Annotated in this window: 22 protein-coding genes and 1 pseudogene; 15 read left to right on the top strand and 8 right to left on the bottom strand. The window is 66.0% G+C overall.

Annotated elements, in window-relative coordinates:
• From eno to ispD, 3 genes are all read left to right on the top strand, one after another.
• Positions 1 to 1,160: phosphopyruvate hydratase (eno, locus tag FFS27_RS08840; RefSeq protein WP_137951975.1), on the top strand; the 1,160-nt coding region annotated here is incomplete at its 5' end.
• A 64-nt stretch (positions 1,161 to 1,224) separates the two neighbouring features.
• Positions 1,225 to 1,509 (top strand): cell division protein FtsB, encoded by a 285-nt coding sequence (gene ftsB, locus FFS27_RS08835; protein ID WP_003098569.1) that lies wholly within the window; start codon positions 1,225 to 1,227, stop codon positions 1,507 to 1,509.
• A 19-nt stretch (positions 1,510 to 1,528) separates the two neighbouring features.
• Entirely contained in the window at positions 1,529 to 2,233 is a 705-nt protein-coding gene (gene ispD / locus FFS27_RS08830) for a 2-C-methyl-D-erythritol 4-phosphate cytidylyltransferase (RefSeq protein WP_003092359.1), read from the top strand.
• Positions 2,234 to 2,293: 60 nt separating this feature from the next.
• On the opposite strand, the gene yedF is transcribed toward ispD, so the two are convergent.
• From yedF to gfnR, 3 genes are all read right to left on the bottom strand, one after another.
• Positions 2,294 to 2,542 carry a sulfurtransferase-like selenium metabolism protein YedF gene (gene yedF, locus FFS27_RS08825; RefSeq protein ID WP_003092358.1) on the bottom strand — a complete coding sequence of 83 codons (249 nt, stop codon included), beginning with the start codon at positions 2,540 to 2,542 and terminating at the stop codon, positions 2,294 to 2,296.
• Positions 2,508 to 3,734 (bottom strand): selenium metabolism membrane protein YedE/FdhT, encoded by a 1,227-nt coding sequence (gene yedE, locus FFS27_RS08820; RefSeq protein ID WP_003092355.1) that lies wholly within the window; start codon positions 3,732 to 3,734, stop codon positions 2,508 to 2,510. Before yedE ends, yedF begins: the two co-directional genes overlap by 35 nt.
• 75 nt (positions 3,735 to 3,809) lie before the next feature.
• Positions 3,810 to 4,718, bottom strand: coding sequence for a glutathione-dependent formaldehyde neutralization regulator (gene gfnR / locus FFS27_RS08815; RefSeq protein WP_003092354.1), 909 nt, complete (start codon positions 4,716 to 4,718; stop codon positions 3,810 to 3,812).
• 131 nt (positions 4,719 to 4,849) lie between these two features.
• Here gfnR and FFS27_RS08810 point away from each other — a divergent pair, with 131 nt between their 5' ends.
• The 8 genes from FFS27_RS08810 to rpoS all read left to right on the top strand — a co-directional run bounded on the left by FFS27_RS08810 (position 4,850) and on the right by rpoS (position 11,928).
• Positions 4,850 to 5,962 carry an S-(hydroxymethyl)glutathione dehydrogenase/class III alcohol dehydrogenase gene (locus FFS27_RS08810; protein ID WP_003092351.1) on the top strand — a complete coding sequence of 371 codons (1,113 nt, stop codon included), beginning with the start codon at positions 4,850 to 4,852 and terminating at the stop codon, positions 5,960 to 5,962.
• A gap of 53 nt (positions 5,963 to 6,015) precedes the next feature.
• Complete coding sequence (gene fghA, locus FFS27_RS08805; RefSeq protein WP_003163269.1) at positions 6,016 to 6,867, top strand: S-formylglutathione hydrolase; 852 nt, start codon at positions 6,016 to 6,018, stop codon at positions 6,865 to 6,867.
• A gap of 70 nt (positions 6,868 to 6,937) precedes the next feature.
• Positions 6,938 to 7,411, top strand: a complete 474-nt coding sequence (gene ispF, locus FFS27_RS08800; protein ID WP_003092346.1) for a 2-C-methyl-D-erythritol 2,4-cyclodiphosphate synthase — start codon at positions 6,938 to 6,940, stop codon at positions 7,409 to 7,411.
• Positions 7,408 to 8,475: a tRNA pseudouridine(13) synthase TruD gene (truD, locus tag FFS27_RS08795; protein WP_023100864.1), complete on the top strand. Its 1,068-nt coding sequence runs from the start codon at positions 7,408 to 7,410 to the stop codon at positions 8,473 to 8,475. Before ispF ends, truD begins: the two co-directional genes overlap by 4 nt.
• On the top strand, positions 8,463 to 9,212 hold the full coding sequence (gene surE / locus FFS27_RS08790) for a 5'/3'-nucleotidase SurE (RefSeq protein WP_003092341.1): 750 nt from the start codon (positions 8,463 to 8,465) through the stop codon (positions 9,210 to 9,212). The genes truD and surE overlap by 13 nt, the downstream gene beginning before the upstream one ends.
• A gap of 32 nt (positions 9,213 to 9,244) precedes the next feature.
• Positions 9,245 to 9,880, top strand: coding sequence for a protein-L-isoaspartate(D-aspartate) O-methyltransferase (locus tag FFS27_RS08785; protein ID WP_003098558.1), 636 nt, complete (start codon positions 9,245 to 9,247; stop codon positions 9,878 to 9,880).
• A gap of 45 nt (positions 9,881 to 9,925) precedes the next feature.
• On the top strand, positions 9,926 to 10,819 hold the full coding sequence (locus FFS27_RS08780; protein WP_021265159.1) for a peptidoglycan DD-metalloendopeptidase family protein: 894 nt from the start codon (positions 9,926 to 9,928) through the stop codon (positions 10,817 to 10,819).
• 104 nt (positions 10,820 to 10,923) lie between these two features.
• Complete coding sequence (rpoS, locus tag FFS27_RS08775) at positions 10,924 to 11,928, top strand: RNA polymerase sigma factor RpoS (RefSeq protein ID WP_003113871.1); 1,005 nt, start codon at positions 10,924 to 10,926, stop codon at positions 11,926 to 11,928.
• Between the two features lie 426 nt (positions 11,929 to 12,354).
• Here the strand turns inward: rpoS and fdxA are convergent, their stop codons facing one another.
• The 3 genes from fdxA to FFS27_RS08755 form a co-directional block, all read right to left on the bottom strand.
• Positions 12,355 to 12,678 (bottom strand): ferredoxin FdxA, encoded by a 324-nt coding sequence (gene fdxA, locus FFS27_RS08770; protein ID WP_003092272.1) that lies wholly within the window; start codon positions 12,676 to 12,678, stop codon positions 12,355 to 12,357.
• A 66-nt stretch (positions 12,679 to 12,744) separates the two neighbouring features.
• Complete coding sequence (mutS, locus tag FFS27_RS08765) at positions 12,745 to 15,312, bottom strand: DNA mismatch repair protein MutS (RefSeq protein WP_003122151.1); 2,568 nt, start codon at positions 15,310 to 15,312, stop codon at positions 12,745 to 12,747.
• 125 nt (positions 15,313 to 15,437) lie between these two features.
• Positions 15,438 to 16,445 (bottom strand): TolB family protein, encoded by a 1,008-nt coding sequence (locus FFS27_RS08755; RefSeq protein ID WP_021265158.1) that lies wholly within the window; start codon positions 16,443 to 16,445, stop codon positions 15,438 to 15,440.
• A 147-nt stretch (positions 16,446 to 16,592) separates the two neighbouring features.
• On the opposite strand from FFS27_RS08755, the gene FFS27_RS08750 reads away from it, so the two are divergent.
• From FFS27_RS08750 to recX, 3 genes are all read left to right on the top strand, one after another.
• Entirely contained in the window at positions 16,593 to 17,099 is a 507-nt protein-coding gene (locus FFS27_RS08750) for a CinA family protein (RefSeq protein ID WP_003092262.1), read from the top strand.
• Positions 17,100 to 17,232: 133 nt separating this feature from the next.
• Complete coding sequence (gene recA / locus FFS27_RS08745) at positions 17,233 to 18,273, top strand: recombinase RecA (RefSeq protein ID WP_003092260.1); 1,041 nt, start codon at positions 17,233 to 17,235, stop codon at positions 18,271 to 18,273.
• 5 nt (positions 18,274 to 18,278) lie between these two features.
• Positions 18,279 to 18,740: a recombination regulator RecX gene (recX, locus tag FFS27_RS08740; RefSeq protein ID WP_003109699.1), complete on the top strand. Its 462-nt coding sequence runs from the start codon at positions 18,279 to 18,281 to the stop codon at positions 18,738 to 18,740.
• Between the two features lie 21 nt (positions 18,741 to 18,761).
• On the opposite strand, the gene FFS27_RS08735 is transcribed toward recX, so the two are convergent.
• Both FFS27_RS08735 and FFS27_RS08730 read right to left on the bottom strand, forming a co-directional pair.
• Positions 18,762 to 19,832, bottom strand: coding sequence for an LOG family protein (locus FFS27_RS08735; RefSeq protein WP_003092255.1), 1,071 nt, complete (start codon positions 19,830 to 19,832; stop codon positions 18,762 to 18,764).
• Positions 19,833 to 19,914: 82 nt separating this feature from the next.
• Positions 19,915 to 21,318 carry an MBL fold metallo-hydrolase RNA specificity domain-containing protein gene (locus FFS27_RS08730; RefSeq protein ID WP_003098484.1) on the bottom strand — a complete coding sequence of 468 codons (1,404 nt, stop codon included), beginning with the start codon at positions 21,316 to 21,318 and terminating at the stop codon, positions 19,915 to 19,917.
• Between the two features lie 179 nt (positions 21,319 to 21,497).
• Here FFS27_RS08730 and FFS27_RS08725 point away from each other — a divergent pair.
• Positions 21,498 to 23,893 (top strand): annotated as a pseudogene (locus FFS27_RS08725) (xylulose 5-phosphate 3-epimerase); the annotation flags it as partial.

Here is a 23,893-nt window from a genome sequence, read left to right as displayed (position 1 = left end):
GTTCCCGCGAGGCCCTCGAGCTGCGCGATGGCGACAAGAGCCGTTACCTGGGCAAGGGCGTGCTGAAAGCCGTGGCCAACATCAACGGCCCGATCCGCGACCTGCTGCTGGGCAAGGACGCGGCCGACCAGAAAGCCCTCGACCACGCGATGATCGAGCTGGACGGCACCGAGAACAAGGCCAAGCTGGGCGCCAACGCGATCCTCGCGGTGTCCCTGGCTGCCGCCAAGGCCGCCGCCCAGGCCAAGGGCGTACCGCTGTACGCGCACATCGCTGACCTCAACGGCACTCCCGGCCAGTACTCCATGCCGGTGCCGATGATGAACATCATCAACGGCGGCGAGCATGCGGACAACAACGTCGATATCCAGGAATTCATGGTCCAGCCGGTCGGTGCGAAGAACTTCGCCGAGGCGCTGCGCATGGGCGCCGAGATCTTCCATCACCTCAAGGCCGTGCTGAAGGCCCGTGGCCTGAACACCGCCGTCGGTGACGAAGGCGGCTTCGCGCCGAACCTGTCGTCCAACGAAGACGCCCTGGCCGCCATCGCCGAGGCCGTCGAGAAGGCCGGCTACAAGCTGGGTGACGACGTGACCCTGGCCCTGGACTGCGCCTCCAGCGAATTCTTCAAGGACGGCAAGTACGACCTGGAAGGCGAAGGCAAGGTATTCGACGCCGCCGGTTTCGCCGATTACCTGGCCGGCCTGACCCAGCGCTACCCGATCATCTCCATCGAGGACGGCATGGACGAGTCCGACTGGGCCGGCTGGAAAGGCCTGACCGACAAGATCGGCGCCAAGGTCCAACTGGTCGGCGACGACCTGTTCGTGACCAACACCAAGATCCTCAAGGAAGGCATCGAGAAGGGCATCGGCAATTCGATCCTGATCAAGTTCAACCAGATCGGTTCGCTCACCGAGACCCTGGAGGCCATCCAGATGGCCAAGGCCGCCGGCTATACCGCGGTGATCTCGCACCGCTCCGGCGAAACCGAGGACTCGACCATCGCCGACCTGGCCGTGGGTACCGCCGCCGGTCAGATCAAGACCGGTTCGCTGTGCCGCTCCGACCGCGTGTCCAAGTACAACCAGTTGCTGCGCATCGAAGAGCAACTGGGCGCCAAGGCGCCGTACCGTGGTCGCGCGGAATTCCGCGGCTGAGCCTAGTCTGGTACGGTGAAGGGGTGGCAAGAGCCACCCCTTTTCTTCTCAAGGAGTTCGAGGCTTGAGGTTACGTAGCCCCTACTGGCTGTTCGTGGTGCTGATCCTGGCGCTGGCGGGCCTGCAATATCGCCTGTGGGTCGGCGATGGCAGCCTGGCGCAGGTGCGCGACCTGCAGAAGCAGATCGCCGACCAGCATGGCGAGAACGAGCGCCTGCTGGAGCGCAACCGGATTCTCGAAGCCGAAGTCGCCGAGCTGAAGAAAGGCACCGAGACCGTCGAGGAGCGCGCGCGGCACGAGCTCGGCATGGTCAAGGACGGCGAAACCCTCTACCAGCTCGCCAAGTGAGCTGACGACCCTTCTCCCGATGACGACTTCCGACCTTCCCGCCTTCTGGACGGTGATCCCCGCCGCCGGCGTGGGTTCGCGCATGCGCGCCGACCGCCCGAAGCAATATCTCGATCTTGCCGGTCGCACCGTGATCGAGCGCACCCTCGATTGTTTCCTCGAACACCCGATGCTCAGGGGCCTGGTGGTCTGCCTGGCCGAGGACGATCCCTACTGGCCCGGGCTGGACTGCGCCGCCAGCCGGCATGTGCAGCGCGCCGCCGGGGGCGCCGAGCGCGCCGGCTCGGTGTTGAACGGCTTGCTGCGCCTGCTGGAGTTGGGGGCACAGGCCGACGACTGGGTGCTGGTGCATGACGCCGCGCGGCCGAACCTGACCCGCGGCGACCTCGACCGCCTGCTCGAAGAACTCGCCGAAGATCCGGTCGGCGGGCTGCTGGCGGTGCCGGCGAGGGACACCCTCAAGCGCTCCGACCGCGACGGCCGGGTCAGCGAAACCATCGACCGCTCGGTGGTCTGGCTGGCCTATACGCCGCAGATGTTCCGCCTCGGCGCCCTGCACCGGGCGCTGGCCGATGCGTTGGTGGCCGGCGTGGCGATCACCGACGAGGCTTCGGCGATGGAGTGGGCCGGCTATGCGCCGAAGCTGGTGGAAGGGCGCGCCGACAACCTGAAGATCACCACCCCGGAAGACCTGCTGCGCCTGCAGCGCAGTTTTCCGCACTGAACCCTGGCACAAGAAAGCCGACCCTCGGGTCAGCTTTCTTGTCGTTGCAGGCTCGCTCGTTCAGCTTTCCAGCGGCACCTCTATGAGGAAGCGGAACAGCGCGCCATGCTGCTCCACCGCCAGGCATTTGTAGCCCTGGCGCTGGGTATCTTCGGGAATCCCGTGGACCGATTGCGAGCAGTCGGTGACCACTTCCAGGCGTTCGCCCGGCTGCATGGTCGCCAGGGTTTCCAGGGTGGCGATGGCGTTGTACGGGCAATGTTCGCCGCGCAGGTCAAGCGACAGGGTCGGTTTGTCGGTCTGGCTCATGGTTCGGTTTCCGCGGTCGGGTGAATCGGGAGGCGTTCAGTTGCACCAGCAGCAGGCACAGGGCCAGGCCGGCGAAGGTCAACAGCAGGCCGTTGCCGGGCCCGAAGCTTTCCAGCAGGTTGAGCTTGGGATAGGGCAGGGCTAGGCGGGTACCCAACTGGTCCCAAAAGACCGCCACCAGGGTTCCGCCGATGACGTTGCCGATGCCGACCACCCAGAAGTGCACCTGGCCTTCCATCGAACGGTACATCCAGCCGGTCTCGCAACCGCCGGCGAGGACGATGCCGATGCCGAAGAGAATGCCGCCGATGATCGCATTCGGGCCCATCCAGAAGATCTTCGGCGCGACGCCCAGGCGGATCGCGGCGAAGGTACCGATGCAGGCGGCCGCCATGCCGAGCAGGATGCCGAAGGCGGCGCGGGTCCGGCCGGTGGTCCAGAGGTCCCGTGCGGCGCTGGTGAAGCAGATCTGCGCGCGCTCGATCAGGCCGCCGAACAGCAGGCCGAACAGGCAGGCCATGCCCAGCACCAGCGATACCTCGAAGCGCCAGGCGGCGAACAGCGCGGCGAGCGCCAGCACCGCCAGGCCCAGGCGGGCCTGCAGGCGTGTGCGTCGGGCCAGGCTTTCGGCGTCGGGCAGGGCGCTGGCCGTGGCGCCGACTTTCAGCGGCGTGCGCAGGAACGGCAGCAGGCTGATCTTCACGCCGATCCAGGCGCCGCCGACGGTGGCGAACATGAAGGCCCAGGCGTGCAGGGAAAACATCGGGATACCGGTGAAGAACGCCGCCAGGTTGCAGCCCATCGCCAGGCGCGCGCCGAAGCCGGCGACGATACCGCCGACCAGGCCCTGCAGCAGGCGACGTTTGCTGGTCGGCCAGCGCAGGCTGACGTTGCCGGCCCAGAGGGCGCAGCACAGGGCGCCGAGGAACATGCCGATGATCATCACTCCGTCGATCCGGTCCAGCGGCGTGCCTTGAAGGCCGATCAGCCTGAAGTAGCTCCAGTCCTGTGGCTGGTAGCCGAACCAGGACAGCACGTGGCCGCCCCAGCGGGTGAATTCGCCGGTCACCGCCCAGAAGGTGCCGGTGAGCGCGAAGTAGTAGGCGGAGGCGACGCCGAGGGCGACCAGCGCCGGCAGCGGCGACCAGAACCTCACCAGGTAGCGTTGGCGAAACGCATTGAGGGCAGACATGCGACTTCCTTGAATCGATAGCGGGTGGAGCGGGAAACCGCCAAGTCTATCGCAGCGGTGAATTGCCTTACTGCTTCAGCGCAGGTTTTTCTCCCCGGCGAGTCCCGGATGGGATTGCGCCAGGCCTTCCTTGAGATAGTCCACCAGTTGCCTGACTTTCGGCGACAGGTGCCGCTGCTGCGGGTACAGCGCCCATACCGCGGTATTCGGCGGCTGGTGGCCTTCCAGCAGGGAGACCAGGCGGCCGCTGCGCAGATGCTCGATCACATAGTAGTCGGGCAGCTGGCACAGGCCGAAGCCGCGCAGGGCGGCGTCGAGCACCGCCTGGCCGCTGTTGCAGCGCCAGTTGCCCTGGACCCGGTGCTGGGTTTCCCGGCCGTCCTCGAGGAAGCTCCACAGGTCGCTGCTGCCGATCAGGCAATTGAACTGGCCGAGTTCCGTCGGCGACTGCGGAGTGCCGTGGCGGCGCAGGTATTCCGGGGTGGCGCAGAGGTACATGAGGCGTGGCGCCAACCGTGTGGCGACCAATCGCGAATCGCTCAGGCGGCCGAGGCGGATGGCCAGGTCGAAGCCCTCGTGGAGCAGGTCCAACTGGCGGTTGGACAGCTCGATGTCGACCCGCAGTTGCGGATAGTCGGCCATGAAGGCATTCACCAGCGGCACGATGAAACGTTCGCCGTAGGCTACCGCGCAGGTCATGCGCAGCAGGCCCTTGGGCTCCGCGGAGAGGTCGCTGACCGCGCGCAGGGCTTCGTCGCGGGCGTCCTGCAGGCGCTGGCAATGTTGCAGGAAGGTCTGTCCGGCTTCGCTCAGCGATACTCGCCGGGTGCTGCGGTAGAGCAGGCGGGTCTGCAGGCGCTCCTCCAGGCGGGCGACCTGGCGGCTGATGTGCGACGAGGAAACGCCCATGCGTTCGGCTGCCGCAGTGAACTGCCCGGTTTCGGCGACAGCGACGAATTCGTCGAGTCCTTCCCAGCGATTCATCTGGATTGTCCCTGTATGGCAATAATGTTTTGATTATTGCCTGATTATTCCTTGAAACGCGGTTTTCTACACTTTCCGTTTCAGTGGGTCGCTTAGCGGCCCGCCGGCTTCTATCGTTCAGGAGTTCCCAGATGATCAAGTCCCGTGCCGCCGTCGCCTTCGCCCCCAACAAGCCGTTGGAAATCGTCGAGGTGGATGTGGCGCCGCCGCAGAAGGGCGAGGTACTGGTGCGCATCGTCGCCACCGGCGTCTGCCATACCGATGCGTACACCCTGTCCGGCCAGGATTCCGAGGGGGTGTTCCCGTGCATTCTGGGCCACGAAGGTGGCGGCATCGTCGAAGCGGTGGGCGAGGGCGTGACCTCCCTGCAGGTGGGCGACCATGTCATCCCGCTCTACACCGCCGAGTGCGGCAAGTGCAAATTCTGCCTGTCCGGCAAGACCAACCTCTGCCAGGCCGTGCGCGCCACCCAGGGCAAGGGCCTGATGCCCGACGGCACCAGCCGTTTCTCCTACAAGGGCGAGCCGGTCTTCCACTACATGGGCTGCTCGACCTTCTCCGAATACACCGTGCTGCCGGAAATCTCCCTGGCGAAGATTCCCAAGGACGCGCCGCTGGAGAAGGTCTGCCTGCTTGGTTGCGGCGTCACCACCGGGATCGGCGCCGTGCTGAATACCGCCAAGGTGGAAGAGGGCGCTACCGTTGCCATCTTCGGCCTGGGCGGTATCGGCCTGGCGGCGATCATCGGGGCGAAGATGGCCAAGGCCGCGCGCATCATCGCGGTCGACATCAACCCGGGCAAGTTCGACATCGCCAGGGAGCTGGGCGCCACCGACTTCATCAATCCGAAGGACTACGACAAGCCGATCCAGGACGTCATCGTCGAACTGACCGATGGCGGCGTCGACTACTCCTTCGAGTGCGTCGGCAACGTGCAGTTGATGCGCGCCGCGCTGGAATGCTGCCACAAGGGCTGGGGCGAGTCGGTGATCATCGGTGTCGCCGGCGCCGGCCAGGAAATCAGCACCCGGCCGTTCCAACTGGTCACCGGCCGCGTCTGGCGCGGTTCGGCGTTCGGCGGGGTGCGCGGGCGCAGCGAGTTGCCGAGCTATGTCGAGAAGGCGCAGAAGGGCGAGATCCCGCTGGATACCTTCATCACCCACACCATGGGGCTGGAGGACATCAACGAGGCCTTCGAGCTGATGCACGAAGGCAAGAGCATCCGCACCGTCATTCATTACTGACAAGCCGTCGCGGCGGGCGCTGCGGCTCGCCACGACTGTTTCACGGAGGTCACGTGAAGGATTCCCTCGAACTGATCGGCAGCCAGAAGACCTTCGGCGGCTGGCACCAGCGTTACCGTCATTTTTCCCGGACCCTGAACTGCGAGATGGTCTTCGCCATCTACCTGCCGCCCCAGGCCGAGCCGGAGGCGGCGCTGCCGGCCCTGTACTGGCTGTCCGGGCTGACCTGTACCGACGAGAACTTCATGCAGAAGGCCGGCGCCCAGCGGGTCGCCGCCGAACTGGGATTGGTACTGGTGGCGCCGGATACCAGCCCGCGCGGCAGCGGTGTCCCCGGCGATCCCGACGGCGCCTGGGACTTCGGCCTGGGCGCAGGCTTCTACCTGAACGCCACGCAGGAGCCCTGGTCCGCGCACTACCGCATGCACGACTACGTGGTGCACGAGTTGCCGGCGCTGATCGAGGCGCATTTCCCGGTGTCCCGGCGGCGCGGCATCAGCGGGCACTCGATGGGCGGGCATGGCGCGCTGGTCTGCGCGCTGCGCAACCCGGGGCGCTACCTGTCGCTGTCGGCCTTTGCGCCGATCTGCCATCCGAGCGATTGCCCCTGGGGCCAGAAGGCGTTCTCTCGCTACCTGGGCGAGGACCCGGCGGCCTGGCGCGAGTGGGATGCCTGTGCGTTGCTCGAGGGTGCGTCCGAACGCTTGCCGATCCTGGTCGACCAGGGCGAGCGCGACGACTTCCTCGCCGTCCAGCTCAAGCCGGAAGCGCTACGCAATGCGGCGGACAAGGCCGGCCACCCGCTGGAGCTGCGTCTGCAACCAGGCTACGACCACAGCTACTACTTCATCGCCAGTTTCATCGAGGATCACCTGCGCCACCATGCCCAGGTTCTCAACGGTTGATCCGCGATACCTGAAGCCTGCCCCGATCCGGGGTAGAATCACGCCCTGATTCCAACCAGGGCGTTTTTTCATGCGAATTGGCCATGGCTACGACGTGCATCGCTTCGGCGAGGGCGACTTCATCACCCTCGGCGGCGTGCGCATTCCCCACAAACATGGGCTGGTCGCCCACTCCGACGGCGACGTGCTGCTGCACGCTTTGTCCGATGCGCTGCTCGGCGCGGCGGCGCTGGGCGACATCGGCAAGCACTTCCCGGACACCGACCCGCGGTTCAAGGGCGCCGACAGTCGCGCGCTGCTGCGACATGTGGTCGCCATCGTCGCCGAGAAGGGCTGGAAGGTCGGCAACGTCGACGCCACCATCGTCGCCCAGGCACCGAAGATGGCGCCGCACATCGAAACCATGCGCGGGTCGATCGCCGAGGACCTCGGCGTCGCGGTCGACCAGGTCAACGTCAAGGCCACCACTACCGAGCGGCTAGGTTTCACCGGACGCGAAGAGGGCATTGCTGTACATGCGGTCGCTTTGCTGATGGCCCGATGAGCGTTCTCGGCGAACTCGACCTGCTCGGGCCGCGCGCCCATGGGGCAGCCTGCGGCGAGGCGGTGCTCAAGGCCGTGGCCGAGGACTTCCAGGTCGACGAGGTGCTGGACATTCCCCTCAGCGGTGAAGGCGAGCACCTCTGGTTGTGGGTGGAAAAGCGCGGATTGAACACCGAGGAGGCGGCCCGTCGCCTCGGCCGCGCCGCCGGCGTGCAGCAGAAGAACGTCAGCTACGCCGGGCTGAAGGACCGCCAGGCCCTGACCCGGCAATGGTTCAGCCTGCACCTGCCGGGCAAGGCCGATCCCGACCTGGGCGCAGCCGAGGGCGCGGACCTGCGGATTCTTCGCCGCACCCGTCATTCGCGCAAGTTGCAGCGAGGCGCGCACGCCGCCAACGGCTTCACCCTGCGTCTGACCGGGCTGCGGGCGGAGCGTGCCGTTCTCGACGCGCGCTTGGAACGTATCGCCGCGGACGGCGTGCCCAACTATTTCGGCCTGCAACGCTTCGGCCACGGCGGCGGCAACCTGGTCGACGCGCGCAGTTGCGCGGAACAGGACCTGCTGCCGGCGAACCGCAACCTGCGTTCGCGCTTCCTTTCCGCCGGGCGCAGCTACCTGTTCAACCGCCTGCTCGCCGAGCGGGTCGCGGGGGGGAGCTGGAACCGGGCAGTGGTCGGCGACCTGCTGGCCTTCACCGACAGCCGCAGCTTTTTCCTCGCTGGCGAGGAAGAATGCCGCGATGCCCGTCTGGCCGCCCTCGACCTGCACCCCACCGGACCGCTCTGGGGCGAGGGCGATCCGCCGAGCGGCGCCGGCGTCCTCGACCGCGAGCTGGCCCTGGCCGGGAGCGAGCCGGCGCTCTGTCGCTGGCTGGCGAAGGCGGGCATGGCGCACGAACGGCGCATCCTGCGGCTCCCCATCCAGGGGCTGGCGTGGCATTATCCCGAACCTGATGTTCTGCAACTGGAATTCGTCCTGCCGGCCGGTTGTTTCGCCACCGTAGTGGTGCGTGAAATCCTCGACCTGGTACCGACAGGGCAGACGGAAAACCCATGCGCATACTGATTGCCAACGACGACGGGGTGACCGCACCCGGTATCGCCGCGCTTTACGACGCGCTGGCGGATCATGCCGACTGCGTAGTGATCGCCCCCGACCAGGACAAGAGCGGCGCCAGCAGTTCCCTGACGCTGGACCGTCCGCTGCACCCGCAGCGCCTGGACAACGGATTCATCAGCCTCAACGGCACGCCGACCGACTGCGTGCACCTGGGCCTGAACGGCTTGCTGGAGGAATTGCCGGACATGGTGGTCTCGGGTATCAACCTGGGCGCCAACCTCGGCGATGACGTCCTCTATTCCGGTACCGTGGCGGCGGCCATCGAAGGGCGCTTCCTGAAGGGGCCGGCCTTCGCCTTCTCGCTGGTCTCGCGGTTGACGGACAACCTGCCCACCGCCATGCACTTCGCCCGCCTGCTGGTCTCCGCCCACGAGCGCCTGGCCGTGCCGCCGCGTACCGTGCTCAACGTCAATATCCCGAACCTGCCGCTGGATCGCGTACGCGGTATCCAGTTGACCCGCCTCGGGCACCGCGCCCGTGCCGCCGCACCGGTGAAGGTGGTCAATCCGCGCGGCAAGGAAGGCTACTGGATCGCCGCGGCCGGCGATGCCGAGGATGGCGGGCCGGGGACGGATTTCCACGCGGTCATGCAAGGCTACGTGTCGATCACCCCGTTGCAGCTGGACCGCACCTTCCACGAAGCCTTCGGCGGCCTCGACGAGTGGCTGGGAGGACTGACGTGATGTCTGAAGACCTGCATCGCCGGGGTATCGGCATGACCTCCCAGCGTACCCGAGAGCGCCTGATCCAGCGCCTGTACGAAGAAGGCCTGTCCAACGCCCACGTGCTCGAGGTGATCCGCCGCACGCCGCGTCATCTGTTCGTCGACGAGGCGCTCTCGCATCGCGCCTACGAAGACACCGCCCTGCCGATCGGCCACAACCAGACCATTTCCCAGCCGTTCATGGTGGCGCGGATGACCGAGTTGCTGCTGGCGGCCGGCCCGCTGGACAAGGTCATGGAGATCGGTACCGGGTCCGGCTACCAGACCGCGGTGCTGGCGCAACTGGTCGAGCGGGTCTTCTCCGTCGAGCGGATCCAGGCGTTGCAGGACAAGGCCAAGGAGCGTCTTGCGGAGCTAAACCTGCGTAATGTTGTCTTTCGTTGGGGCGATGGCTGGGAAGGCTGGTCGGCGTTGGCTCCCTACAATGGAATAATCGTCACCGCGGCGGCCACGGAAGTCCCGCAGTCGTTGCTGGACCAGTTGGCCCCGGGGGGGCGCCTGGTGATTCCGGTCGGTGGCGGCGAGGTCCAGCAACTGATGCTGATCGTCCGCACCGAGGACGGGTTCAGCCGCCAGGTACTCGACTCGGTACGTTTCGTCCCGCTGCTCAACGGCCCGATCGCCTGAGCCGGCGGCCGGCGTCGCCGGCCCGATTGAACGAAAGCGAAGAAGATGGATAAGGGGGAAGGATTGAGGCTAGCAGCGACCCTGCGGCAATGGACTCGGCTCTACGGTGGCTGCCACCTGTTGCTCGGGGCCGTCGTCTGTTCCCTTCTCGCCGCCTGTTCGTCGTCGCCTCCCGGCGGGGTCAAGGTCGTCGATCGCAACGGTTCCGCGCCTGCCGCTGCGCGGCGTACGCCGGTCACCAGCGGGCAGTACATCGTGCGCCGCGGCGACACCCTGTATTCCATTGCCTTCCGCTTCGGCTGGGACTGGAAAGCCCTGGCCGCGCGCAATGGCATCGCACCGCCCTATACCATCCAGGTCGGTCAAGCTATCCAATTTGGTGGGCGGGCACCGGTGCAACCGCCCGTCGCGAAAAACACGCCGGTCGTCGCTCCGCCCGTGGCGACCAAGCCTGCCCCGGTTCCACCCGCTGTTAGTACGTCGGTACCTGCCAAGCCGGCACCGGCTCCGGCCTCGACCACGACCCCACCCAGCAGCGGCGCGACTCCCGTCGTCGCGGGGCCTGCGGTGGGCGGTTGGGCATGGCCTGCGAGCGGTACTCTGATCGGCCGTTTTGCCTCAAACGGAAGTTTGAATAAAGGGATTGATATAGCCGGTCAATTGGGCCAGCCTGTCCTGGCTGCGTCTGGTGGGACCGTTGTATACGCCGGTAGTGGTTTGCGGGGCTACGGCGAGTTGGTCATCATCAAACACAACGAGACCTACGTGAGTGCCTACGGTCACAACCGCAGGCTGCTGGTGCGGGAAGGGCAACAGGTCAAGGTAGGGCAATCGATTGCCGAGATGGGCTCCACAGGAACCGATCGGGTGAAGCTGCACTTCGAGATTCGCCGCCAGGGTAAGCCTGTCGATCCACTGCAATATTTGCCACGTCGCTGACCGGGAGTTCGCCCGCCCACATCATGTAGGTGAGCGGGTCCGGGCGTGTCCAGCGGGAAAGGAATCGCCCGGGCTTGAGTCGAACTCATGCAAGGGATAACGACATGGCACTCAAAAAAGAAGGGCCGGAGTTTGACCACGATGATGAAGTGCTCCTCCTGGAGCCCGGCATCATGCTGGACGAGTCGTCTGCCGACGAGCAGCCTTCTCCCCGGGCAACTCCAAAAGCCACCACTTCCTTCTCTTCCAAACAACACAAGCACATCGACTACACGCGCGCGTTGGACGCAACGCAGCTGTATCTCAACGAAATCGGTTTCTCGCCCCTGTTGACGCCCGAAGAGGAAGTCCACTTCGCTCGTCTGGCGCAGAAGGGCGATCCCGCTGGTCGGAAGCGGATGATCGAGAGCAACCTGCGGTTGGTGGTGAAGATCGCCCGGCGCTATGTCAATCGCGGACTGTCCCTGCTCGATCTGATCGAGGAAGGCAACCTAGGCCTGATCCGCGCCGTGGAGAAGTTCGATCCGGAGCGCGGATTCCGGTTCTCGACCTACGCCACCTGGTGGATCCGCCAGACCATCGAGCGGGCCATCATGAACCAGACCCGGACCATTCGCTTGCCGATCCATGTGGTCAAGGAGCTCAACGTCTACCTGCGTGCGGCGCGGGAACTGACCCACAAGCTCGACCACGAACCTTCCCCCGAAGAAATCGCCAACCTGCTGGAGAAGCCGGTCGCCGAGGTCAAGCGCATGCTCGGCCTGAACGAACGGGTGACTTCGGTGGACGTCTCTCTTGGTCCGGACTCGGACAAGACCCTGCTGGATACGCTCACCGACGATCGCCCCACCGACCCGTGCGAGCTGCTGCAGGATGACGATCTCAGCGAAAGCATCGACCAGTGGCTGACGGAACTCACCGACAAGCAGCGTGAGGTGGTGATTCGCCGCTTCGGCTTGCGCGGGCACGAAAGCAGCACGCTGGAAGAGGTCGGCCAGGAAATCGGCCTGACCCGCGAGCGGGTTCGTCAGATCCAGGTCGAGGCGCTGAAGCGCTTGCGGGAGATCCTGGAGAAGAACGGCCTGTCGAGTGACGCGCTGTTCCAGTGACGGAAATCCTCAGGCCCACGGAAGACCCGGCGTTCGCCGGGTTTTTTGTGTCTGTTCTTGTAAGCATTAACTTACACAGTGTGTGAGCCTAAGTAGATAAATGCCCGGGAGGTTTGCCAAAAACACTCGGTGAATTTAAGTAACTTATTGAAAATAAAGGAATATATTTTTCTAAAATGGCTGCCGAAGAAGCTTCGCTGGGTTTTCTGGCAGGTTGCGGGAGCACAGGGAATCGCTAATATCACTCCTGCGTACAGGGAACACGCAACCCCGAAGGATCGGGGAAGGGACGTCGCCAGGGAGGCGATTCATCAGGATGATGACGAGGGACTGAAGAGTGGGCGGGGTAATACCCCGCCCCTTTTTTTTGCCTGCCGTTTTACTCGTCGCCAAAGAAAAGGCCCGCTGTTTGCGGGCCTTGGCGTATCAGCGCTCCAGATGCTGGAGCTTGCCGGCGACGCCGTCCCATTCCTCGGCGTCGGGCAGGGCATCCTTCTTCTCGGTGATGTTCGGCCAGACTTCCGCCAGCTCGCTGTTCAGCTCGATGAATTCCTGCATGTTCTCCGGCACTTCGTCTTCGGAGAAAATCGCCTGGGCCGGACATTCGGGCTCGCACAGGGCGCAGTCGATGCACTCGTCCGGATGGATGACCAGGAAGTTGGGTCCTTCGTAGAAGCAGTCTACCGGGCAGACTTCCACGCAGTCGGTGTATTTGCACTTGATGCAGTTGTCGGTGACGACGAAGGTCATTTTCTAGTTCTCTCCTCAGGCGGGCGGCTAAGCGCGCGCGATTCTAGCAGCTTGTGCGGTAGTCCGTCAGACCCGCATCTTCCATGCATATAACAGATCGAGAGCTTGCCGCGGGCTGATATCGTCGGGATTGATCCTCGACAATTCATCGATCACCGGGTGCGGCAGGCTGGCGAACAGGTCGCTCTGCATCGGCGAGGCGGGCTTGCCGCTCTGCTGGCTCGGCATCTCGTGCGGCAGGCTGGTGGTTTCCAGGCGCTTGAGGTGTTCGCGGGCGCGCTGGATTACCGGAGTCGGCACGCCGGCCAACTGGGCCACCGCGAGGCCGTAGCTCTGGCTCGCCGGTCCCGGCAGTACATGGTGCAGGAACACGATGCGTTCATTGTGCTCGGTCGCGTTCAGGTGCACGTTGGCTACCGCGGGCTGGCTTTCCGGCAGTACGGTCAGCTCGAAGTAGTGGGTGGCGAACAGGGTGAAGGCGCGAGTCCGGGCCAGGTCCTCGGCCGCTGCCCAGGCCAGTGACAGGCCGTCGAAGGTGCTGGTGCCGCGGCCGACCTCATCCATCAGCACCAGGCTCTTGTCAGTGGCGTTGTGCAGGATGTTGGCGGTTTCGCTCATCTCCACCATGAAGGTCGAGCGGCCGCCGGCAAGGTCGTCGGACGAGCCGATGCGGGTGAAGATGCGGTCCACCAGGGACAGCTCGCAGCGTGCAGCCGGAACGAAGCTGCCGATGTGCGCAAGCAGCACGATCAGCGCGGTTTGCCGCATGTAGGTGGATTTACCGCCCATGTTCGGACCGGTGATCACCAGCATCCGGGTGTCGGCATCCAGCGCCAGGTCGTTGGCCACGAACGGTGTCTCCAGCACCTGCTCGACCACCGGATGGCGGCCCTGCTCGATGTGCAGGCAGGTGTGTTCGACGAACCGCGGGCGATTCAGGTCGAGGTTCAGCGCGCGTTCGGCGAGATTCGCCAGCACGTCCAGCTCCGCCAGCGCCGAGGCGCTGTCCTGGAGCGGAGCGAGGTGGCCGATCAGGCGTTCCAGCAGCTCTTCGTAGAGCGCCTTCTCGCGGGCCAGGGCGCGGCTCTGGGCCGACAGCGCCTTGTCCTCGAAGGCCTTCAGTTCCGGCGTGATGAAGCGCTCGGCGCCTTTCAGGGTCTGCCGGCGGATGTAGTCGGCCGGCGCCTGTTCGGCCTGCACCCGTGGCAGCTCGATGAAGTAGCCATGGATGCGGTTGTAGCCGACCTTCAGGTTGGGCAGGCCGGTGCGGGCCTTCTCGCGCGCTTCCAGGTCCATCAGGAATTGCCCGGCGTTTTCGCTCAGCGCCTGCAGCTCGTCCAGCTCGGCGTCATAGCCGGTCTTGATCACGCCACCGTCGCGGATCACCGCTGGCGGGTTGTCGATGATCGCCTTGGCCAGCAGTTCGGCGAGTTCGGGATAGGTGCCGATGGTGGTGGCCAGCGCCTGCAGGTGCGGCGCTTCCAGTTCGGTCATGGCGTTCTGCAGGTCCGGCAACGCCGCCAGCGCGTCGCGCAGGCGCGCCAGGTCGCGAGGGCGGGCGTTGCGCAGGCCGATGCGGGCGAGGATACGTTCGAGGTCGCCGATTTCCTTGAGCTGCGGTTGCAGGTTCTCGAAGCGATAGCGTTCCAGCAGGCAGGCGATGGACTCCTGGCGGGCTTCCAGCACCGCGCGGTCACGCAGCGGACGGTTCAGCCAGCGGCTCATCAGGCGGCTGGCCATGGCGGTCTGGCAGCGGTCGACCACCGATTGCAGGGTGTTCTCGCGGCCACCGCTGAGGTTGATATCCAGCTCCAGGTTGCGGCGGCTGGCGCCGTCGAGGATCACCGTGTCATCGAGGCGGTCGTGGCGCAGGCTGCGCAGGTGCGGCAGGGCGGTACGCTGGGTTTCCTTGGCGTAGGCGAGCAGGCAGCCGGCGGCGCCGATGGCTAGGGTCAGGTTCTGGCAGCCGAAGCCTTTCAGGTCCTGGGTGCCGAATTGCTGGCAGAGGCTCTTGTGCGCCGAGTCGCGATCGAAGTCCCACGGCGCGCGGCGACGTACGCCGCGGCGCTTCTCCGCCGGCAGGCCCTGTGGCCAGTCGTCGGGAATCAGCAGCTCGGCCGGGTTGAGGCGCTCCAGTTCGGCCAGCAGGGTTTCCCAGCCTTTTATCTCCTGGACGCTGAAGCGGCCGCTGGTGATGTCCAGCACGGCGAGGCCGAACAGGCGCTCGTCGCCGAGGATCGCCGCCAGCAGGTTGTCGCGGCGTTCGTCGAGCAGCGCCTCGTCGCTCACCGTGCCGGGGGTGATGATCCGCACCACCTGGCGCTCCACCGGCCCCTTGCTGGTGGCCGGGTCGCCGATCTGCTCGCAGATCGCCACCGACTCGCCGAGCTTGACCAGCTTGGCCAGGTAGCCCTCCGCCGAATGGAAGGGAATGCCTGCCATCGGGATCGCCTTGCCGCCGGACTGGCCGCGCGCGGTCAGGGTGATGTCGAGCAGCTTGGCGGCCTTCTTCGCGTCCTCGTAGAACAGCTCGTAGAAGTCGCCCATGCGATAGAACATCAATTGGTCGGGGTGCTGATGCTTCAGTTTGAAGTACTGCTGCATCATTGGCGTGTGCTGAGAGAGGTCGGTCATACGGGCCTTCGGAAGCGGGCTTTGGACGGTGCAAAAGAGGGCAATGTTAACCCGATTCACCGGCCTGTGTCGGGTCCGTTCGGAACCGGCGCGGACCCTCAGGTCCGCGCCTGTGCGGGCTGCTTTCAGCGTGCCGCGGTATAGCTGGCGCCGAGCTTCTGCCGACCGTCGGGCAGGTTGATCTGCGCCGGGTCGAGACGCCAGACCCGCGCCGCGGTGATGTCGCCGAGGAGCAGGCTGTAGGTCGGGTCGAACGAAGTGCTGGAGAAGATCAGGTAGTCCTCGTTCACCGGCGCGGCGTCGGAATTGTCGCCCTGGCAGTGGTTGAGCGGCAGGATCGCCGGGGTGCCGGGCGGGCTGTTGGGTACGACCATGGCCAACTGGTCGTTGCCGGCCGGCTGGGTGCGCGAGAGGAAGTAGGCGGTATAGTCGCGTACCACCGGGTAATAGTCGCGGCCCCCCGCGGCCGGGGTGGCGAGGGCGCTGACCTGGCCGTTCTCCAGGTTCCTGCGCACCACCCGCAGGCTGTCGCCGGCTCCTGTCGCGTAGACCACGTACTTGCCTGAGGGGGTGAGGAACGGCATCGACTCCTCGGTGCTCCAGCCGTCGCCGGTCACGGCTTTCCAGGCGCTCACGCCGACGCTGCCATCGCCATTGAAGACCAGGGTGGCGAGGCGGATGTCGCCCTCGTGCTTGAGCACGACCTGGCGGCCGTCGAAGGAGAACTTCGGATCCTCGTTGCGACCGCCGATGGCCGCGGTCAGGTTGCTCGGCGCCTGGGTACCGCCGATGGCCCAGGCGAACACGTGCCAGGCGCCATTCTGGCGGCCCATGAAGGTCAGGTAGCGGCCGTCCGGGGAGAAATGCGCATTCATCGGGTCCTCGATGTTCCAGCCGGGCTGGTTGAGCTGGCGGGTGCTCTTGCTCTTGAAGTCGTGCAGGTAGAGGTTCGAGGAGCCGTCCCCGTACTCCATATAGCTGTGGTAGACCAGGCGCCCGCCGAGCGCGGGCAGGCTGCTGGCGGGTTGCAGGGCCAGGTTGGCGGTGCAGGCCGCATGGGCGGGGAGGCTGGCTACGGGGGAGAGGAGCAGGGCGAGGGAGAGCAGAGAGACCTTGAGTGGCGCGATGTTCATGAGGTGCCTTTCCTTGGACGGTGATGGAACACGCATGTTCGCGCATTCGCTGCCTTCGCGCGGTTGCGCTTGTCCGAAAGCTGCTTCTGAATGGAAAAGCCGATGGTGTAGGGTAGTCCCTTTCCGTTTCTACCCTGGAGAACAGTGATGACCCTGATGGAGTCCGACCTGACCGCACTGGCCGCCCGCCTCGGCGAAAGCCTTCGTTACCTGGGCGAGCAGGTCAGCACGGCGGAATCCTGCACCGGTGGCGGCATCGCCGAGGCGATCACCCGCATCCCGGGGAGTTCGGGCTGGTTCGAGGCTGGCTACGTGACCTACTCGAACCGCCAGAAGACCCTCCAGCTGGAGGTGCCCGAGTCGCTGTTCCCGGCAGTCGGCGCGGTCAGCCGGGAAGTGGTCGAGGCCATGGTGCGCGGCGCCCAGCGGCACAGCGGGGCGCGTTTCGCGGTGGCGGTGAGCGGTGTCGCCGGGCCCGACGGCGGCTCGCCGGAAAAGCCGGTAGGCACGGTCTGGCTGGCCTGGGCCGACGGCGAGCGGCTGGTCAGTGAGCGCTGCCAGTTCAACGGCGACCGCGACGCCGTGCGCCGGCAGACGGTGGCGACCGCGCTGACCGGCCTGCTGCGCATGAGCAACGGCGAGAACCCGGGCTAGCCGCGCCTGCGGGCAACCGTTCGGAACATTCTTCCCGTCGGGGGTAGGCGAGCGACTTGCCCTGTGGAATAATACTGTCTACTTATACAGTTGTTCGTGGCCGTCCGGCCGCCCTGACTTCGCGAGGACTTCAATGGACGAGAACAAGAAGCGCGCCCTGGCCGCGGCCCTGGGACAGATCGAACGCCAATTCGGCAAAGGCGCGGTCATGCGCATGGGCGACCATGAGCGCCAGGCGATCCCGGCCATCTCCACCGGCTCCCTGGGCCTGGACATCGCCCTCGGCATCGGCGGCCTGCCCAAGGGCCGGATCGTCGAGATCTACGGTCCGGAATCCTCGGGCAAGACCACCCTGACCCTCTCGGTGATCGCCGAGGCCCAGAAACAGGGCGCCACCTGTGCCTTCGTCGACGCCGAGCACGCGCTCGATCCCGACTATGCCGGCAAGCTGGGCGTCAACGTCGACGACCTGCTGGTCTCCCAGCCGGACACCGGCGAGCAGGCCCTGGAAATCACCGACATGCTGGTGCGCTCCAACGCGGTCGACGTGATCATCGTCGACTCCGTGGCCGCGCTGGTACCCAAGGCCGAGATCGAAGGCGAGATGGGCGACGCCCACGTCGGCCTGCAGGCACGCCTGATGTCCCAGGCGCTGCGCAAGATCACCGGCAATATCAAGAACGCCAACTGCCTGGTCATCTTCATCAACCAGATCCGCATGAAGATCGGCGTCATGTTCGGCAACCCGGAAACCACCACCGGCGGTAACGCACTGAAGTTCTACGCCTCGGTCCGCCTGGACATCCGTCGTACCGGTGCGGTGAAGGAAGGCGACGAGGTGGTGGGTAGCGAAACCCGCGTCAAGGTGGTGAAGAACAAGGTTTCCCCGCCGTTCCGCCAGGCCGAGTTCCAGATCCTCTACGGCAAGGGCATCTACCGTACCGGCGAGATCATCGACCTGGGCGTGCAATTGGGCCTGGTCGAGAAGTCCGGCGCCTGGTACAGCTACCAGGGCAGTAAGATCGGCCAGGGCAAGGCGAACGCCGCCAAGTACCTGGAAGACAATCCGGAAATCGGTTCGGTACTGGAGAAGACCATTCGCGACCAGTTGCTGGCCAAGAGCGGCCCGGTGAAGGCCGACGCCGAAGAAGTGGCTGACGCCGAAGCCGATTGAGGCCAATGGCGATCGTGCTCGATACGCCCGTCGCCGTGCGGCGGGCGGCCATGGATCTGCTGGCGCGCCGTGAGCACGGGCGCGCCGAGCTTTCCCGCAAGTTGCGCCAGCGTGGCGCGTCTGCCGAGTTGATCGATCCCGCCCTCGACCGCCTGGCCGAGGAAGGTCTGCTCGACGAATCCCGCTATCTCGAAAGCTTCATCGCCAGTCGCGCCCGCGGCGGCCATGGGCCGTTGCGCATCCGTGAGGAACTGGCGCAACGCGGTCTGCCGCGCGCCGATATCGAAAGGGCGCTGGGTGCCTGCGAGGTCGACTGGAGTGCGCAATTGCGTGAGGTCTGGCGCCGCAAGTTCGCCCGCCTGCCGCAGGACGCCAGGGAAAAGGCCCAGCAGGGCCGCTTCCTGGCGTACCGGGGTTACTCCATGGAGTCGATCAGCCGCCTGTTGAACGGCCGCAGCGACGATTGAGCGCGTGCCGGAGCGGCAGCTTCAGTCCCAGTTTTCCGGCAGGTTGATGTAGTCCAGCAATTCCCGCAGCCGCCCCTGGTCGCGCCCGTTGAACACGAAGGCGAGGCGGGTCAGGTTGCGGAACTCCGGTTCGTCCTGTTCCTGCTCGCTGTAGGCCTGCTGCTGGAAGCCGCCGCTCAGGCAGAGGCTGGCGAAGTGTTCGTGCAGGTGCGCCAGCGCGGCTTCGTTCAGGGCGTGGTTCAGGCGAATCACGAACGTGCCTTTCAGCCAGCGGCTGGAGTGGAAGTTGCGGTAGAACTGGGCGATTTCCTTCACCGCGTCTTCGGCCGAATGCACCAGGCGCATCAGGCGCATGTCGGCCGGCAGGATATAGTGATTCTCCAGCAACTGTTCCTGCATGAACTCCAGGGCGTGTTCCCAGTAGCGGCCGCCCGGCTGGTCGAGCAGCACGATCGGCACCAGCGGGCTCTTGCCGGTCTGTACCAGGGTCAGCACTTCCAGTGCCTCGTCGAGGGTGCCGAAGCCGCCGGGGCAGAGCACCAGGGCGTCGGCTTCCTTGACGAAGAACAGCTTGCGCAGGAAGAAGAAGTGGAACGACAGCAGGTTGCCGCTGCCGTCCACCGTATGGTTGGCGTGCTGCTCGAAGGGCAGGGTGATGTTGAAGCCCAGGCTGTTCTCCAGCCCGGCGCCTTCGTGGGCGGCGGCCATGATGCCGCCGCCGGCGCCGGTGATCACCATCAGGTCGTAGCGGGCCAGTTCCTCGCCCAGCTTGCGCGCCAGGGCATAGACCGGATGTTCGACCGGCGTGCGCGCCGAGCCGAACACGGTGACCTTGCGTCGCCGCTTGAACTGCTCGAGGACGCTGAAGGCATGCTCCATCTCGCGCAGGGTCTGCAGCATGATCTTGGCGTCCCAGCGGTTGCGGTCGGCCTGGGCCATGCGCGTCACGGTGAAGAGCATCTCGCGGTAGAGCGCGAGATTGGGGCTGTCGCCGGGAGCCGCAAGGGCCGCCAGTTCGTCGACCTTCCGCGCCAGGTCGGTGCCGCTGGTCTGGAAGTGCCGGGAAAGATAGTCATCGGCTTCGTAGGGCATTCGCATACTCCTTCTACAACCACCCTGGACAGGCGGTCATCCGCATACTGCCACGGACTGCGTGACAGTTGCGGACGGCGGCTCAGATCTCGATGCGTTCGCCGGGCTCCGGTATCTCGGCATCCCAGTCGAGACGCTCGCGGATCGCGCCTTGCAGCGCTTCCATCTTTTCCCGCTCGCCATGTATCAGGTATAGCGCTGGACGGTGGGCGAAGTGACCGACCCAGTCGAGCAGCTGCGATTGCCCGGCGTGGGCGGAGAAGCCGCCGAGGGTATGGATCTGCGCCTTGACCGCGATGCGCTGGTGGAACACGCGAACCGCGCTGGCGCCGTCGACGATGTTGCGGCCCAGGGTGCCGCGCGCCTGGAAGCCGGGGAATACCACATGGCATTCCGGGCGCCAGAGGTTGTGCTTGAAGTGATGGACGATACGGCCGCCGGTGCACATGCCGCTGCCGGCGATGATGACCGCGCCGCTCTTGATCCGGTTGATCGCCATCGACTCGTCGGCGCTGCGGGTGACGCGCAGCACCGGCAGCCATTCCTCCAGGCGGGTGGTGCCGGTGCCGCGAATGTACTCGCGGTCGCGGTCGTCGAACTCGTTGCTGTGGCGCAGGTAGATGCCATTGGCACGGGCGGCCATCGGGCTGTCGAGGAATACCGCCTGTTGCGGCAGGCGGCCCTCCTGGTAGAAGCGGCCGAGGTAGTAGAGCAGGTCCTGGGTGCGACCGACGGCGAACGACGGGATCAGCACGTTGCCGCCGTCGCGATGCGCCTGGTCGAGAATCGCCGCCAGTTCCTCCAGGGTGTCGTTGCTGTCGCGGTGATCGCGATCGCCATAGGTGGATTCGAGCATCACCACGTCGGCCCGGCTCAGCGGCGAGGGCGCGCGCATCAACGGCGAGCAGGTGTTGCCGAGGTCGCCGGAAAACACCAGGCGGCGCGGTTGCACCTGGTCGTGGAATTGCACTTCGACGATCGACGAGCCGAGGATGTGCCCGGCGTTGTGAAAGGTCACCCGCACGCCACGAGCGACCGCCACGGTGCTGCCGAGGCTGATCGGCCGGCGCAGCTTGAGTGCGCGTTCGGTGTCGGCCTGGGTATACAGCGGCTTGATGCTCGGCTTGCCGATCCGGTTGCGCCAGCGGTTCTCCCACTCGGCGTCCTTTTCCTGGATGTGCGCGGAGTCCAGCAGCATGAGTTCCAGCAGTTCGCAGGTGGCCTCGGTGGCGAAGATCGGGCCCTTGAAGCCCTCGGCCGCCAGGCGCGGCAGCAGGCCGCTGTGGTCCAGGTGGGCGTGGGAGATGACCACCGCGTCGATGCTCGCGGGATCGAAGGGGAAGGGCGCGCGGTTGCCGTTGTCGGCTTCGCGGCGCCCCTGGCGCATGCCGCATTCGAGCAGGACCTTCACGCCATCGAGGGTTTCCAGCAGATAACAGGAGCCAGTGACCTCCTGGGCGGCGCCTAGAAACGTCAGTGATGCCATCGAGCCTCCTCCGTCAGAGCTCTGTCGACACCCCGATACCTTTCGGGGATCGTGGAATGCCATGGAACCTTCGTACAGGGCCAGGGTGAACGAATCGGGGGCGGGGTGCTTGATGCAGGTCAGCGCCCTTTGCCGTGTGCTGCCTAGACTGCAAGGCACCACTAGGGAGGCTACCCACCATGAGTCAGATTCTGCCCAGTCAGGACGAGTTGCTTGCCCATGCGGCGGCCGAGCCGGCGTTTGCCGCGTGGCTGCAAGGCCATGGTCCGCTCCAGCATAGCGCAGAGACCCGCGCCGCCGTGTTCCGCACCGCTCATCAATTGGTCCAAGCCGGGCTGCAACCGGACCTGGGCAGCGTCTACCAGCTGTTCCGCGCCCTCGACCGGCTGACCGCCAGCGCCCTGCGCATCGTCGTGCACATGACCTACGCCCGGCGCATCCGCCTGGACGGCCAGCCGTTGCAGGCCGAGGATTTCAAGACACAGCCCGAGGGCCACACCGGCGGAGCCCTGAACATGGTCCCGGCCTACGCCGGCTATCTGGCACTCAACGTCCTGACCGGCAAGACTCGCGCCTGGCTGATGGGCCAGGGCCATTGCGTGGCCGCCATCGACGCGCTGAACGTCCTCACCGGCAACCTGCACCCGGAGCAGGAGCGCGCCTATGCCGACGGCGAGGAAGGGCTGAACCGCTTGCTGCAGGACTTCTACGGCTACGCCCAGGCCCCCAACGGCGCACCGGCGGCGCCACTGGGCAGCCACGTGAATCCGCATACCGCCGGCGGTATCGCCGAGGGCGGCTACCTCGGCTTCGCCGAATTGCAGTATGCGCACATGCCGCTGCCCGGCGAGACCCTGGTGGCGTTCCTCTCCGATGGTGCCGCCGAGGAACAGCGCGGCAGCGACTGGATTCCGCGCTGGTGGCGAGCCGAGGATTGCGGGGCGGCGCTGCCGGTGATGATCGCCAATGGCCGGCGCATCGAGCAGCGCACCGAACTGGGCACCCATGAGGGGCTGGAGGGCTTCAAGCTGCATCTGCGCCGCTGCGGCTTCGATCCGATCAGCTTCGATGGGCGCGACCCGGCCGCCTTCGTCTGTACGCTCTGGGAGATGGAACAGCGCCTGGAGCGGCGCGTGCAGGAGAAGAACAGCGGCATCCTCCGCTACCCGCTGCCGATTCCCTACGGCATCGCCGAGACGGTCTAGGGCTTCGGCTTCTATGGCGCCGGCAGCAACGCCGCGCACAACCTGCCGCTGCCGGGCAATCCGCATAACGACGAACAGGCCCGGCAACTGTTCAACCAGCATGCAAACGAACTCTGGGTCGAGCCTGAGGCTCTCGAATTGGCCCGCCGGCTGTTCGCCGAGCAGCGCGGCGAGCGTCCCCTCGAACGGGACAACCCGCTGGCCCTGCGCCATCCCATCGAACCGATCATCCCGCCGCTGCGCTATCGCGACGACCCCTGCTCGCCGATGGCCGCGCTGGACCGCTTCTATACCGAACTGGTGGAGGCCAACCCCGACCTGCGCGCCCGGGTCGGCAATCCCGACGAATTGGCCAGCAACCGCCTCGGCGGCGTGCTCAAGGCGCTCAAGCATCGGGTCAGCGAGCCGGAGAGCGAACTGGAATCGGTGAGCGGTCGGGTCATCACCGCGCTCAACGAGGAGGCGGTGGTGTCCGCCTGCCTGGCCAACCAGGGCGGACTCAACCTGGTTGCCAGCTACGAGGCGTTCTGCGTGAAGATGCTCGGCGCGGTGCGCCAGACCCTGATCTTCGCCCGCCAGCAGAAGGAAGTCGGGCGTCCGGCCGGCTGGCTGGGCTGGCCGCTGGTCGCTACTTCGCATACCTGGGAGAATGGCAAGAACCAGCAGTCGCACCAGGACACCACCTTCTGCGAGGCCCTGCTTGGCGAGATGAGTGACATGGTCCGGGTGCTCTTCCCGGCCGATCACAACAGCGCCCTGGCGCTGCTACCGACGATCTACCGCAGCCGGGGGCAACTGGCCTGCCTGGTGATCCCCAAGCGCGACCGGCCGATGGTGTTCGACGCCGTCCAGGCCGAGCGCCTGGCCCGCGACGGCGCGATCCTGGTCGAGGAGCGCTGCGGCTCCGATCCACTGCTGCTGATCGCCAACGGCAGCTACCAGCTTGAACAGATGCGCCGCGCCGCGCAGCGTCTGGCCGAGGCCGGGCAGGCCTACCGGCTGGTCTACCTGCAGGAGCCGGGACGCTTCCGCGCGCCGCGCGATCGCTGGGAGGTCGAGGCGGTGGCCGACGAGGCGTTGGTGGAACGACTGTTCCCGGATAGCCATGAGCGCCGCGTGCTACTCACCCATATGCGCGCGGAAGTGGCGCGCGGTCATCTTTGGCCAATCCTGCCGGATGCCCGGCGCACCTCGGTACTCGGCTATCGCAACCGCGGCGGCACCCTCGACGAGGCGGGCATGCAGTTCGCCAACCGCGCCTGCTGGGGCAACGTGCTGGCGGCTTGCGCCCGCTTGATGGAGGTGCCGAGCACCGCGCTGCTGACCTCGGCGGAAGCGGCGGCGGTGGCCGGCAAGGGCGATCCGGCGTT

This window comes from Pseudomonas sp. 2VD, from assembly GCF_005503585.1.
Taxonomy (GTDB): domain Bacteria; phylum Pseudomonadota; class Gammaproteobacteria; order Pseudomonadales; family Pseudomonadaceae; genus Pseudomonas; species Pseudomonas aeruginosa.
This window is presented reverse-complemented; position numbering and strand designations above follow the sequence as displayed.